This is a genomic window from Burkholderia sp. Bp8991 (assembly GCF_003853795.1).
Taxonomy (GTDB): Bacteria; Pseudomonadota; Gammaproteobacteria; order Burkholderiales; family Burkholderiaceae; genus Burkholderia.
Genome location: NZ_QTQJ01000018.1, coordinates 115,294 through 127,331, shown reverse-complemented (window position 1 = coordinate 127,331; position 12,038 = coordinate 115,294). Strand labels below are relative to the sequence as shown.

Annotated in this window: 11 protein-coding genes; 4 read left to right on the top strand and 7 right to left on the bottom strand. The window is 69.0% G+C overall.

All coding sequences use genetic code 11. From position 1 onward, the window contains the following. Nucleotides 1–114: 114 nt before the first annotated feature. From DIE02_RS21210 to DIE02_RS21185, 5 genes are all read right to left on the bottom strand, one after another. On the bottom strand, nucleotides 115–2,238 hold the full coding sequence (locus DIE02_RS21210) for a site-specific recombinase (protein ID WP_124520274.1): 2,124 nt from the start codon (nucleotides 2,236–2,238) through the stop codon (nucleotides 115–117). A gap of 513 nt (nucleotides 2,239–2,751) precedes the next feature. Continuing rightward, on the bottom strand, nucleotides 2,752–3,489 hold the full coding sequence (locus tag DIE02_RS21200) for a membrane integrity-associated transporter subunit PqiC (RefSeq protein ID WP_044844013.1): 738 nt from the start codon (nucleotides 3,487–3,489) through the stop codon (nucleotides 2,752–2,754). After that, nucleotides 3,489–5,105: an intermembrane transport protein PqiB gene (locus tag DIE02_RS21195; protein ID WP_044844014.1), complete on the bottom strand. Its 1,617-nt coding sequence runs from the start codon at nucleotides 5,103–5,105 to the stop codon at nucleotides 3,489–3,491. The genes DIE02_RS21200 and DIE02_RS21195 overlap by 1 nt, the downstream gene beginning before the upstream one ends. After that, the gene (locus DIE02_RS21190; protein ID WP_124487981.1) at nucleotides 5,098–5,727 is read right to left on the bottom strand and encodes a paraquat-inducible protein A; all 630 of its coding nucleotides are present in this window, start codon (nucleotides 5,725–5,727) and stop codon (nucleotides 5,098–5,100) included. Before DIE02_RS21190 ends, DIE02_RS21195 begins: the two co-directional genes overlap by 8 nt. Further along, the gene (locus DIE02_RS21185; protein ID WP_124487980.1) at nucleotides 5,724–6,389 is read right to left on the bottom strand and encodes a paraquat-inducible protein A; all 666 of its coding nucleotides are present in this window, start codon (nucleotides 6,387–6,389) and stop codon (nucleotides 5,724–5,726) included. Before DIE02_RS21185 ends, DIE02_RS21190 begins: the two co-directional genes overlap by 4 nt. 258 nt (nucleotides 6,390–6,647) lie before the next feature. Here DIE02_RS21185 and DIE02_RS21180 point away from each other — a divergent pair, with 258 nt between their 5' ends. The 4 genes from DIE02_RS21180 (at nucleotide 6,648) to DIE02_RS21160 (ending at nucleotide 9,879) form a co-directional block, all read left to right on the top strand. Then, on the top strand, nucleotides 6,648–7,208 hold the full coding sequence (locus DIE02_RS21180; RefSeq protein ID WP_044844017.1) for a cytochrome b: 561 nt from the start codon (nucleotides 6,648–6,650) through the stop codon (nucleotides 7,206–7,208). 8 nt (nucleotides 7,209–7,216) lie between these two features. After that, a complete protein-coding gene (locus tag DIE02_RS21175) occupies nucleotides 7,217–7,777 on the top strand; it encodes a YceI family protein (protein ID WP_124487979.1) in 561 nt (186 codons plus the stop codon). A 66-nt stretch (nucleotides 7,778–7,843) separates the two neighbouring features. Continuing rightward, nucleotides 7,844–8,425 carry a YceI family protein gene (locus DIE02_RS21170; RefSeq protein WP_044844018.1) on the top strand — a complete coding sequence of 194 codons (582 nt, stop codon included), beginning with the start codon at nucleotides 7,844–7,846 and terminating at the stop codon, nucleotides 8,423–8,425. 176 nt (nucleotides 8,426–8,601) lie between these two features. Beyond that, the gene (locus DIE02_RS21160; RefSeq protein WP_124487978.1) at nucleotides 8,602–9,879 is read left to right on the top strand and encodes an MFS transporter; all 1,278 of its coding nucleotides are present in this window, start codon (nucleotides 8,602–8,604) and stop codon (nucleotides 9,877–9,879) included. Between the two features lie 20 nt (nucleotides 9,880–9,899). Here the strand turns inward: DIE02_RS21160 and DIE02_RS21155 are convergent, their stop codons facing one another. Both DIE02_RS21155 and DIE02_RS21150 read right to left on the bottom strand, forming a co-directional pair. Beyond that, on the bottom strand, nucleotides 9,900–10,388 hold the full coding sequence (locus DIE02_RS21155; RefSeq protein ID WP_124487977.1) for a hypothetical protein: 489 nt from the start codon (nucleotides 10,386–10,388) through the stop codon (nucleotides 9,900–9,902). Nucleotides 10,389–10,458: 70 nt separating this feature from the next. Continuing rightward, nucleotides 10,459–12,030, bottom strand: a complete 1,572-nt coding sequence (locus DIE02_RS21150) for a S41 family peptidase (protein ID WP_185702643.1) — start codon at nucleotides 12,028–12,030, stop codon at nucleotides 10,459–10,461. Nucleotides 12,031–12,038: the final 8 nt, after the last annotated feature.

Below are 12,038 nucleotides of genomic sequence, written 5' to 3'. Positions count from 1 at the left end.
GGGGCCGGCGTTGCGTCGGATTCGGGACGCCGGCGCGGGTCGGCCGGCCGTGACGGGCGGCCCGCCGGGCCGCGCGGCGGCGCCCGCCCGGGCGGGCGCGCCGCCGTCGAACGCTCAGTGCGAGCCCGTCTGGCCGGCGCGCGCGGCCGTTCCGCCGGCCGGCCAGAACAGCGCGGACGGCTTCGCGAGCACCGTGCGGACGATCGCGCCGACCAGCGCGCGCACCTTGGTGCGGCGCAGGCTGCGCGAGCGCACGGCCATCGTGAACGCGAGCGCGAAGCTCACGAGCACGTTGAGGATCGCCATGCTCAGCACGCCGGCGCCGGCCCACCAGAGTTCGGGCGTGCTCAGCGCGCCCTTGCCGAGCACGCCGAGCGCGATTCCGATCGAGCCGGCCGACAGCGTCACGTGCCGCACCTCGAACGGGAACAGGAACACGGTGACGATCGCGGGGATCAGGCCGAGCATCAGGCCGAGGCCGACGTTGGCGACCACGCCCGCGACGTTCGAGCGGCAGAAGTGCGCGAGTTTCGCGGCGCCCGACGCGCCGAGCGTGAGCCGCAGCCGGCGGTTGTACGTGAGCGCGTCGCCGACCCGGTGCAGCACGAACCAGTTGTCGGCCCAGCCCGCGAGCAGGCTCGACGCCCACAGCAGCACGCCCGTGAGCGCCGCATAGAACGGGGTCGGGCCCAGCAGCGAGAACGAATGCAGCGTCGCATGCGCCTTTTCCGGCGAGATCAGGTTCGCGTGCAGCAGGTTGCCCGCGAACAGCTGCACGAGCAGACAGACGGGCAGCACGACGAGCACGTTGCCGGAGATCGCCGCGGCCTGTGTGCGGATCAGCGCGATCACCGACGCGACGAACGCCTTCACGCCTTCCTCGTGACCGGTGTCGTCGAGCTCGCGCGCGAGCGTCGGCGCTGTCATCGCGGGCTGCTTGGTCGCGAGCGTGAAGTGCAGGAAGTGCATCAGCATGAAGCTGGCCGCGTAGTTGACGCCCGCGAGCAGCCCTTCGAGCATCGACTGCAGGTGCGCGCCCGTGATCGCGAACTTCACGCACACGGTCACGACGGTGACGAGCCCGCCGCCCGCGGCCATCCGCAGCATCTTCAGGTACTCGGCGCGGCCGCGCGAGATGTAGTGCTCGCCGGTGTCCGCGTTGGTCTCGACGAGCTTGCGCGCGAACAGCGAGAAGTTGCTGCGCACGAGGTGCGACACGCTCTGGCTGTTCTGGTTCGCGTCGACGAGTTCGGCCGTCAGGCGTGCCATCCCGCGCAGGTCATCGCGTGCCATCCACGCGTTGAGCAGCAGTTCCGCGCGCAGGATGCGCATGCGCATCCGTTCGACCTGGAACACGATGTCGACCGACACGCCGTTGCGGTACAGGTGCGCGAACACGTCGTCGACCGCGATCCGGCATTCGTCGAGCAGCACGCGCAGGTAATTCACTTCGTGCAGCAGCTTGCTCGGGTCGCCGCCGTCCTCGACGGCCGCGTGGGCGGTCTCGACCGCGAGCATCGCACGCGTGAGGCGGTAGAACGGCTGCGTTTCGAGCGGCTTGCGCGCGTCGTCGTCGGACAGGCGGCTGCGCACCGTCTGCGACAGGCCGGTCGAGCTGATCTGGCAGGTCAGGTTGTGCAGCGCGGCCAGCAGGTCGCGCGAGAACGAGCCGGGCTCGTGGCGTTCTTCGTCGGTGACGTCGAACGAGATCAGCTCGGCGAGGCGGGCGAGCAGGTCGTCGGGCAGTGCGTCGATCCATTGCGCGTCTTCCGGCGTCGGGAACATCAGCGTGAACAGCGCCGTCAGCTCGCGGCGGTTCGGCGCCGGCGGGATCAGCGACGAGTCGATGCGCTCGAACAGCGCGCCGAAGAAACCGGAATGCACGGGCATCCCCGCGTCGCACAGCAGCGAGATGCCGTCGCATTCGCGCAGGATCCCGCGCAGGATGCGCGCCGCGTGCGATTTCCATGCCGGGTTGCGGTCGAGCACGTGGAACAGGTAGCGCAGCCGCGCGTGCGCCGGATACGCGCGTGCGTCGGCATCGCGTGCGGCCGGCGTGTCGTGCGCGGCCTGCATCGCGCCGTTGCGGCGCAGCCAGTGCGCGAGCTCGATCAGCCATTCGCTGCGCTCGGCGTACGGCGCGTCCGCGTCGGCATGCGCGAGCAGCGCATCGAGCTGGTGGCCCGCATTGCGCGACGCGCGCCACTTCTTGATCAGGGTCGTCAGGGAATGAAACATAAACGGAATAGCGATAGCCCTGGACGGGCGGGTTCGGGATGCCGGCCGGGAACAGACGGCGCGGCGCCGGCGAGAACGGTGAAGCTGGTCGGGATGCCGGACGATGCGCGGCGACCCGCGATGCGGCTGCCCCGATGCGGTGCACGCGAACACGCGTGCGAGCCCCGGGAGACGCGGCGGCCGGACCGGACACAACGGGCGGATCGCCGCCGGCTGGCGCGCGCGACAGGCGGCACGCGGCACGCGCCGGAAAGTGCGTAGGATCGTCAATTGGGCGCGAAAACGCAAGCCGACCGCATTGCATGGCGCCGGTTCCGGCGGATTTTGACAAACACTGCAAAGCGGCCGTCCGGCCGATGGATGCCGTGCTGCGTCGGCCGTGGCGACGAGGGCGGCGGGTTCGCGTGCGCGGCGGCGCGCGCACGCGGATCGATGCCGACGAGGACTATCGGGCGGCGCGTGCCGAATCCGGTCGCGGGCGCGCAGGCACCGGACGCCGGCCGCGCGCCGCGCTTACGCGCCGGACTTGACGCTCGCGCTCGCGTCGCCGCCGGGCGTCGGATTGGCCGGGCAGGGTATGACGGGCGCGGCGGCCGCTGCCTTGCCGGACGCGGTCGTCGACGGGGTCGAGGCAGCCGTCGAGCCGCGCCGCGCGGCGAGCGCGCGCACGCCGGACGCGGCCTGCGATGCAATCACGTCGAGCGCGCGCCGGTGACCGGCGACGAGCGCGTCGTAGCCGTCGGCGACCGGTTCCGCGACGCTCGTGCGGCAGGTCATCAGTGCCTGCGTGCCGACCGCGCGCACGCTCCACACCGCATCGATCGCCGCACGCTTGCCGGGCCACGACTCGAAGCGCTGCACGTTCACGCTGATCCGATAGACGGGCACGCCGGCCGGATACGCGGAATTCGCGACGTCGATCGTGCCGAGCTGTGCGGCGAGGTCGTCGGACAGCGCGCGGCGAATCTCGTCGGCGGGCGGCGCGGCCCAGCGTTCCTGCTCGAGCACGTCGACCTGCGCGGCGTTCTTCTGCACGACGAGCTGGTTCTTCGCGACCTGTTCGGGCACGCCGACGGACGGCACCTCGATCAGGAACGGCGGGTTGGCGGGTGCAGTGCGCACGGGCGCCGCGGCGTCGGCCGGGCTCAGCGTATAGAACCGCGCGGGCGGCGAGCTGCACGCGGCGAGCGCGAGTGCGGCGAACACTGCCGCCGCGCCGCTCGCGAGGACGTTCACGCGTGTCGTCGTCATTATCGATCTCCTGATTTGCCCTTGAGCAGCGATTCGGGATGGCGCTCCAGATAGTCGGCGAGCGCGTTCAGCGATTGCAGCGTGCGCGTGAGTTCCTTCAGCGCACCGCGCACGTCGGACTGCAGCGGCGAATCCTGCTGCAGCGTCACCTCGGCGGTCGAGAAGGTCTGCCGCGCGGCCGACAGCGTGTCGCGCGCTTCCGGCGCGACCTGCGTGTCGAGCTGCTTGAACAGCTTGTCGGCATTCGACAGCGCGCTGTTCAGGTTCGCGCCGATCTGGTCGAACGGCACCTTGTCGAGCTTCTTCGCGATGTCGGCGACCTGCAGCTGCAGTTCGTCGAGCGTGTTCGGCACGGTCGGCAGCTCGAGCGGCTGGCGCGCTGTGTCGATCTTCACGGCCGGCGCCTTCGGGAAGAAGTCGAGCGCGACGTACAGCTGGCTCGTCAGCAGGTTGCCCGTGCGCAGCTGGCCGCGCAGGCCGTGCTGGACCAGGCGCTCGACGATCTCGCGGCGGGCCGGTTCGCCCTTGCTCTCGATCGTTTCGCGGAAGCGCGGTCCGAGCCGCTCCGGATATACGTTCATCGTCACCGGCATCAGGAAGTTCTTGGTCTTCGGATCGAAGTCGATGCCGATGTTCGTGACTTCGCCGAGCACGATGCCGCGGAAGTCGACCGGCGCGCCGACCGCGAGCCCGCGCAGCGACTGGTTGAAGTTCATCACGACCTGCAGCGGCTGGCCGTCCGGATCGCGCATCGCGTCGGCCTCGTCGGAGCCGAGGCGGAAGGTCGTGTTGTTCGGCGCCGTCGCGCCGCTGTCCTGGTTCGGCGGCGTCTGGAACGCGATGCCGCCGAGGATCACCGTCGCGAGCGACTGCGTATTCAGCTTCAGGCCGCTCGAATCGAGCCGCAGGTCGACGCCGCTCGCCTGCCACCAGCGCGAGTTCACGCCGACGTACTGGTTGTACGGCGCATTGACGAACACGTTGAACGTGACGCCGGTGCCGTCCTTGTCGAGCGAGAAGCCGACCACCTGGCCGACCTGCACGCGGCGGTAGTAGACGGGCGAGCCGATGTCGACCGAGCCGAGCGAATCGCCGCGCAGCACGTACTGCGTGCCCTTCTGGTCGCCGGTCACGGGCGGCGGCGTCTCGAGGCCGGTGAAGTCGGTCTGCGTGTCCTGCCCGTGGCCGGCATCGACGCCGATGTACGCGCCCGACAGCAGCGTGCCGAGCCCCGACACGCCGGTCGCGCCGATGCGCGGACGCACGATCCAGAAGCGCGAGCCCTTGATCGCGAAGTCCTCGGCTTCCTTCTTCAGCTGCACCTGCACCAGCACGCGCGACAGGTCTTTCGACAGCTTGATCGTCTTGACCGTGCCGATCTCGACGTCCTTGTACCTGACCTGCGTCTTGCCCGGCTCGAGCCCTTCCGCGCTGTGGAAGCTGATCGAGATTTCCGGGCCGCGCTCGCGCACGGACTTGATCACGAGGCCGATGCCGATCAGCGCGGCGATCAGCGGCACGAGCCAGACGAGCGACGGCAGCCAGCCGCTTTTCGTCGAGATCGCGGGATCGGGCGGCCGGGACGCATCGTGCTGCGGGCCTTGCGGACTATTCATGGTGTTTCCCTGAGGTTTCGACTGGATCCCAGATCAGGCGGGGATCGAACTGCATCGACGCGAGCATCGTCAGGATCACGACCGAGCCGAACGCGAGCGCGCCGGGGCCGGCCGTGATGACGGCGAGCGAACGGAAATGGACGAGCGCGACGGTGAGCGTCACGACGAAGATGTCGAGCATCGACCAGCGGCCGATCCGCTCGACGATCCGGAACAGGCGCGTGCGCTGCAGCGGCCGCCACGTGGCGCGCCGCTGCGCGCTGGTGACGAGGATCGTCAGCACGCCGAGCTTGAGCATCGGCACGAGGATGCTGGCGACGAACACGACGACCGCGAGCGGCCAGTCGCCGGACGTCCAGAAATAGATGACGCCGCTCATGATCGTGTCTTCCTGCGAGCCGACGATCGACGACGTGTGCAGGATCGGCAGCAGGTTCGCCGGGATATAGAGGATCGCGGCCGCGATCAGCAGCGCCCACGTACGCATGATGCTGTTCGGCTTGCGGATGTGCAGCGCGCTTCCGCAGCGGGCGCAATGCGCGTGCGGATGGTCGATCGTCTGCACGAGCCCGCATGCGTGGCAGCTGGCATAGCCCTCGCGGGCGGCGGTCGGCGTCGTCATCGGCGGGGGGCTTCCGGTCGCGGCGGGGCGTTGTCGGGCCGCACGGGCGAGCGCCCGGCGCGCAGGTCGTCGGCCATGTCCCACAGCGTGCGCGGATCGAACATCAGCACGACGGCGGTCATCAGCGTGAGTGCGGCGAACGCGAACAGCGCCGCGTCGGGCACGACGCGCGCGAGGCTCACCATCTTCACGATCGTCACGAGGATCCCGAGCATGAACACCTCGATCATCCCCCACGGCCGCACGAACTGGATCATGCGCAGCACGAAGTTCAGGCCCGGCGGCACGACGCCACGCCGGATCGGCAGCAGCACGTAAAGCAGCGCGGCCATCTCGACGAGCGGGAACAGCACGGTCGAACAGAACACCATCACGCCGACGATCTCCATGTCCTGATGCCACAGCGCATCGATCGCGCCGATCAGCGTCGTCTGCACGCGGGTGCCGTTCAGGTCCATTTCGAGGATCGGGAACCCCTGCGCGATGATGAACGTGACGAGCGCCGCGACCGCCAGCGCGCTGATTCGCTCGATCTGCGTGGTGCTGTCGCGATAGAGCAGCGCGTCGCAGCGCGGGCAGCGTGCGATTTCGCGGCGCGCGAGGTGCGGTTTATGCAACAGTGCGTCGCATTCGTGGCAGGCAATCAGGTCGTGTCGTTGCATGGGAAAAGCGGTTGTGCGACGGGCGGGAGACGCGTCGACGGGGCCGGAACCCGCGCCAATCTTACCAAAACGGCTTTTTCGACGTGTCAACGCCCGGTTGCCGCGTGACCGGTCGGTAACATGGCGTAAACCTGGCAGCCGGCTGGCGCGCGTGTCCTCAGAGTCCGCGCGTGGCAAAAGGTTGCGGTAGCATGGCGGCCTTGACAAGCGTCGGACGAATGGGCCGGCGCAGCCGTTCGCTCAACTGAGGAATCCAAGATGGCATCGAAATCGCCGCCGGCCGGGCCGGCACGCTACGCGCACACCGCGATCGCGCTGCACTGGCTGATCGCGCTGCTGATCGTCTGCGGCTTCGCACTCGGCTGGGTCATGACCGACATCCCCGGCTTCACGCCGACGAAGCTGAAGTACTTCTCGTGGCACAAGTGGATCGGCGTGACGGTGTTCGCACTGGCCGTCGTGCGCGTGCTGTGGCGCGCGACCCACGTGCCGCCGCCGCTGCCGGGCGACACGCCGGCGTGGCAGCGCGCGGTGTCGCACGGCGTGCACATGCTGCTGTACGTGCTGATGATCGTGATCCCGGTAACGGGCTACCTGTACAGCTCGGCGTCGAACATCCCGGTCGTCTACCTCGGCATCGTGCCGCTGCCGCGCCTGATCGATCCCGATCCGGTGCTGAAGGAAACCTTCAAGACGCTGCACGTGTCCTTGAATTACATTCTGCTTGCGCTCGTCGCCATGCACGTGCTCGCGGCGCTCAAGCACCAGTTGTTGGACCGCGACGGCCTGCTGTCGCGGATGCTTCCCTCCGCCAAATGAAGGATCCCATGAAAGTGTCTTTCTCCCGCTCCATGCTGACCGCGTTCGCCGCGGCGTCACTTGTCGCGTCGGCCGCGGCGCATGCCGACGTCGATCTCTCGAAGAGCAAGGTGTCCGCCGTGTCGAAGCAGATGAACGTGCCGACCGAAGGCGCGTTCAAGAAGTTCTCCGCGCAGGTGAAGTTCGACCCCGCGAAGGCGGCGCAGGGCAGCGCGCAAATGTCGATCGACATCGCGAGCTTCGACCTCGGCGACAAGATGTACAACGAGCAGGTCACGGGCAAGGACTGGTTCGACGCGAAGGCGTATCCGCAGGCGACCTTCGCGTCGTCGGCGATCGCGCCGGCCGGCGGCAACAAGTACAACGTGACCGGCAAGCTGACGATCAAGGGCAAGTCCGAGACCGTCACCGTGCCCGTCACGGTCACGCAGAGCGGCGCGACGCAGACCTTCGACGGCGTGCTGCCGATCAAGCGTTCGGCGTTCAACGTCGGCACCGGCGAGTGGAAGGACACGTCGATCGTCGCCGACGAAGTGCAGATCAAGTTCCATCTCGTCGCCACGAAGTAAGCGGCGGGCTGTCGCATCACCCCGAATGCCGCGCGAGGGCGCGGCGCTGTTCCAAGGAGAAAGCATTTGAAAAAGCATCTGATCATCGCCGCGGGCGCGCTGGCCGCCTCGCTGTCGTTCTCGGCATTCGCCGACAGCGCGACGTACCAGTTCGACCCGAGCCACACGTACCCGAGCTTCGAGGCCGACCACTTCGGCGGCCTGTCGGTCTGGCGCGGCAAGTTCGACAAGTCGAGCGGCAGCGTGACGCTCGACCGCGCGGCGAAGACCGGCACGGTCGACGTGACGACCGACGTCGCGTCGATCCAGACGGGCAGCGCGAAGCTCGACGAGCACCTGCAGACGGCCGAGTTCTTCGACGTCTCCAAGTTCCCGCAGGCGAACTACAAGGGCACCATCAAGTTCGACGGCGACAAGCCGGTGTCGGTGGTCGGCAACCTGACGCTGCACGGCGTCACGAAGCCGCTCACGCTGAAGATCGATTCGTTCAAGTGCATGCCGCATCCGATGCTCAAGCGTGAAGTGTGCGGCGTCGACGCGGTCGGCGAATTCAGCCGCGACGATTTCGGCCTCGACTACGGCAAGCAGTACGGCTTCAAGATGAAGACGAAGCTGCTGATCACGGCCGAAGCCGTCAAGCAGCAGTAACGCGCCCGGCCGGGCCGGCCGCCGCGTCACGCTCGCCGGCCCGTCGCGTGCCAGCCGCCGCGCTCCCGTTGTTCGGGGGCGCGGCGGTTTTTTTTGCGCGCCTATAATCGTGCGCACAGCTCGCGGCGCGAGAACGGACGCGTCGGACAGAACGTACAACGACAAGGAGATCGCCGATGCACGCCGTCACGCAGTCCAGCTCCATTGCTTCGTCGTCGCGCGTATGGCGCGCGGTGGTCGCCGCGTCGATCGGCAACGCGCTCGAATGGTTCGACCTCGTCGTCTACGGCTTCTTCGCGGTGACGATCTCGAAGCTGTTCTTTCCGGCCGGCAACGACACCGTGTCGCTGCTGCTCACGCTCGGCACGTTCGGCGTGTCGTTCTTCATGCGCCCGCTCGGCGCGATCGTGCTCGGCGCGTACGCCGACCGCGCGGGCCGCAAGGCCGCGCTCACGCTGTCGATCCTGCTGATGATGGCCGGCACGCTGGTCATCGCGGTACTGCCGACCTACCGGACGATCGGCGTCGCGGCGCCGCTGATCCTCGTCGCCGCGCGATTGATGCAGGGCTTTTCGGCCGGCGGCGAATTCGGCAGCGCGACCGCGTTCCTGGCCGAGCATGTGCCCGGGCGGCGCGGTTTCTTCGCGAGCTGGCAGGTCGCGAGCCAGGGGCTCACGACGCTGCTCGCGGCGGGTTTCGGCACCGTGCTGAACGCGCAGCTCACGGCCGAGCAGATGGCCGCGTGGGGCTGGCGCATCCCGTTCTTTTTCGGACTGCTGCTCGGGCCCGTCGCGTACTACATCCGCTCGAAGGTCGACGAGACGCCCGAATTCCTCGCGGCGGAAAGCACCGCGAGCCCGCTGCGCGACACGTTCGCGTCGCACAAGGCGCGGCTCGTCGCCGCGATGGGCGTGGTGGTGCTCGGCACCGTCGCGACCTATCTCGTGCTGTTCATGCCGACCTACGGCGTGAAGCAGCTCGGCCTCGCGCCGTCGGCCGCGTTCGCGGCGATCCTCGTCGTCGGCGTGATCCAGATGGCGTTCGCGCCGCTCGTCGGCCACTGGTCGGATCGTTACGGCCGCGTGCGCGTGATGCTCGCGCCGGCCGTCGGCATTCTCGTGCTGATCTATCCGGCGTTCGCGTATCTCGTCGCGCATCCGGGCTTCGGCACGCTGATCGCGCTGCAGGTACTGCTCGCGTTCCTGATGACCGGCTATTTCGCGGCGCTGCCGGGGCTGCTGTCCGAAGTGTTTCCGGTGCAGACGCGCACGACCGGGATGTCGCTCGCCTATAACGTCGCGGTGACGATCTTCGGCGGCTTCGGGCCGTTCATCATCGCATGGCTGATCCGCGCGACCGGGATGAAGACCGCGCCGAGCTTCTACCTGATGTTCGCGGCCGTGCTGAGCCTCGCGGCGCTGGTGGTGTTGCGGCGGCGGTTCGGGTTCCGGTGATCGGGAAGGGCGGCCGTCGATCAGCCGTCGGTATCGCGCAGCGTCTTTGCCGTCGCGCGCAGCGTTTCGAGATCGGCCGGGATGTTCTGCCGGCCGGCCGGGTTCGTCGCGGATACCGTTTCGATGAAGCGGTGAGTGGCGTCGTACTGTGGTTTCGAGAGCAGCAGGCGCCGAGTGGCCAGTGCATCGCGTGCGTCGTCTCGAGCACGTTGCGCATCGGCACCGAGCGCGCGATAGTGCTTCCGGAGGAGCGCCGACACCGGGTTTTGCGGCATCTCTGCCGCCAGCGCGTCGAGTGCCGCGACATCGTCGTACCGTGCCTGCTTCTCGGCGAAAAGCTCGGCTCGACCCCACGCTTCATCGAAGGCCTTGCGCTGCTCGTCGGCGCGCGCCATCTCGTGGTTGACGATCCAGGTGCTGGCGCTGCCGATCAGTGCACAGGCGATTCCCACGGCGAGCGGATGTTCGAGGAATGCGCGGATGGAGCGGCGTGGTCTGGCGTGTGTCATCGGCTTCGGTCCGGAGGTGACGGAGCGTTCAATCTACCACCGCGGCCGATGCGGTCGGTCCGACGGCACGTCAGTGCTCGCCGCGCTCGCATACCGGCTGCGCCGGCATCAGTTGCGCCGGTGCAGCGACGGTCTGCACCGGGCGGCCGGCGAGCGCGTCGAGCGCTTGCCGGAGCTGCCAGTCACTTGCCGTGCCGAATTCGCGCTGCGGAAGCGCCGCGCTCTTCGCCGTATCGATCTTCGCGCGCACGCGGGCTTCGCGCAGTGCCTGCCGTGCCTTGCGAACCTGCGCGAACGGGTCGGGTGCGAGCCGGTCCGCATACGGCGCGCGGGCGAGATCGACTTCGCGGTACCACAGCAGCACGCCGTCGACGTCCGAGTCGCGGCGCGGCGGCACGAGCCAGTCCGGCACGACGCCGTAGCCATCCATCGGGCAGCCGTTCGGCCGCAGGTTGCGCGCGAACGTGAAAGCGAGGCGCGTGCCGTCGATCAGGTCGACGCCGGTCTGCGCGAGTCCCTTTCCGTAGGTCGGCATCCCGAGCAGCCGCGCGCGGCCGAGATCCTTCAGTGCCGCCGCCGTCGCTTCGGCGGCCGACGCGCTCTGTCCGTCGACGAGCACCACGAGCGGCACGGTGCGCCACCAGTCGTCGGCCTGCAGCGGCGCGAGCGGATCCTGGCCGCGCATGACCGGCAGTTCGTAGTCGGGCCAGTTGGTCGTGAAGCGGCGGCGCTTCGTGCCGTCGCGCTCGAGCGTGATCATCGCGGTACGGTCGCGCCCGGCGAACAGCGCGGTGATGCCGATCGCCGCATTCAGCGCGCCGCCGCCGTTGATGCGCAGGTCGAGGATCACGCCTTTCACCGGCGGCCCCGCGCGGCGCGCGGCCTGCACCGCGTCGATATAGCTGCCGACCGCGGGCTCCGGAAAGCTCGACAGCCGCGTGTACAGGATGTCGCCGGCGAGCCGCTTCGTCGTCGCCGGGTGTGGCCGGACGATCGCGCGGACCGGCGCGAAGGTCAGCGTCGCGTGGTTCGGACCGCGCCGGACCGTGAGCTTCAGCGGCACGCCCGCGTCGCCCTTCGCGAATTTCACGACCTCGCTGCTGTCGATGCCGACGACGCTCCGGTCGTTCATCGCGACGACGAGATCGTCGGGCCGCACGCCGGCCTGTTCGGCGGGCGCGTCGGGGATGACGTCGAGGATGTGCAGCCCGTCGGGCCGTGTCTCGAACACGATGCCGATGCCCGGCGTGCCGTCGCGCGCGCGGCGCTCGTCGTCGCGCCGTTCCTGCTCCTCCTTCGCGTTGAAGAAGCGCGCGTGCGGCAGCGTCTTGATCCCGTCGTGCACGGTGGCGTCGAGCAGCGCGCCGATGTCGACGTCGGTCAGGTGCTGCTTCTTCAGCACGTCGACCGCGGCCTTCAGTTCGCAGAGCTGCGGTTCCCAGTCGGGCGGGCAGGGTGACGGTTGCGACGCGGCGGCGGCAGCGGCCGCCGCGGCCGCGGACGGGGCCGCAGGCGGGACGGCAGGCGGCGCGGACGCGGATTGCGCGCGCGCGGCCGATGCGCATGCAACGAACGCAGCCGCGGCGGCTGCGCCGGTACTCCAGGCGACGATGCGATGAACGACACGCGTGGCTGGCATCATGAGGACCG

Excerpts from the sequence above, each read along its gene's own strand:
- DIE02_RS21210 (WP_124520274.1), bottom strand. The coding sequence starts at position 2,238 with ATGTTTCATTCCCTGACGACCCTGATCAAGAAGTGGCGCGCGTCGCGC.
- DIE02_RS21200 (WP_044844013.1), bottom strand. The coding sequence starts at position 3,489 with ATGACGACGACACGCGTGAACGTCCTCGCGAGCGGCGCGGCGGCAGTG.
- DIE02_RS21195 (WP_044844014.1), bottom strand. The coding sequence starts at position 5,105 with ATGAATAGTCCGCAAGGCCCGCAGCACGATGCGTCCCGGCCGCCCGAT.
- DIE02_RS21190 (WP_124487981.1), bottom strand. The coding sequence starts at position 5,727 with ATGACGACGCCGACCGCCGCCCGCGAGGGCTATGCCAGCTGCCACGCA.
- DIE02_RS21185 (WP_124487980.1), bottom strand. The coding sequence starts at position 6,389 with ATGCAACGACACGACCTGATTGCCTGCCACGAATGCGACGCACTGTTG.
- DIE02_RS21180 (WP_044844017.1), top strand. The coding sequence starts at position 6,648 with ATGGCATCGAAATCGCCGCCGGCCGGGCCGGCACGCTACGCGCACACC.
- DIE02_RS21175 (WP_124487979.1), top strand. The coding sequence starts at position 7,217 with ATGAAAGTGTCTTTCTCCCGCTCCATGCTGACCGCGTTCGCCGCGGCG.
- DIE02_RS21160 (WP_124487978.1), top strand. The coding sequence starts at position 8,602 with ATGCACGCCGTCACGCAGTCCAGCTCCATTGCTTCGTCGTCGCGCGTA.
- DIE02_RS21155 (WP_124487977.1), bottom strand. The coding sequence starts at position 10,388 with ATGACACACGCCAGACCACGCCGCTCCATCCGCGCATTCCTCGAACAT.
- DIE02_RS21150 (WP_185702643.1), bottom strand. The coding sequence starts at position 12,030 with ATGATGCCAGCCACGCGTGTCGTTCATCGCATCGTCGCCTGGAGTACC.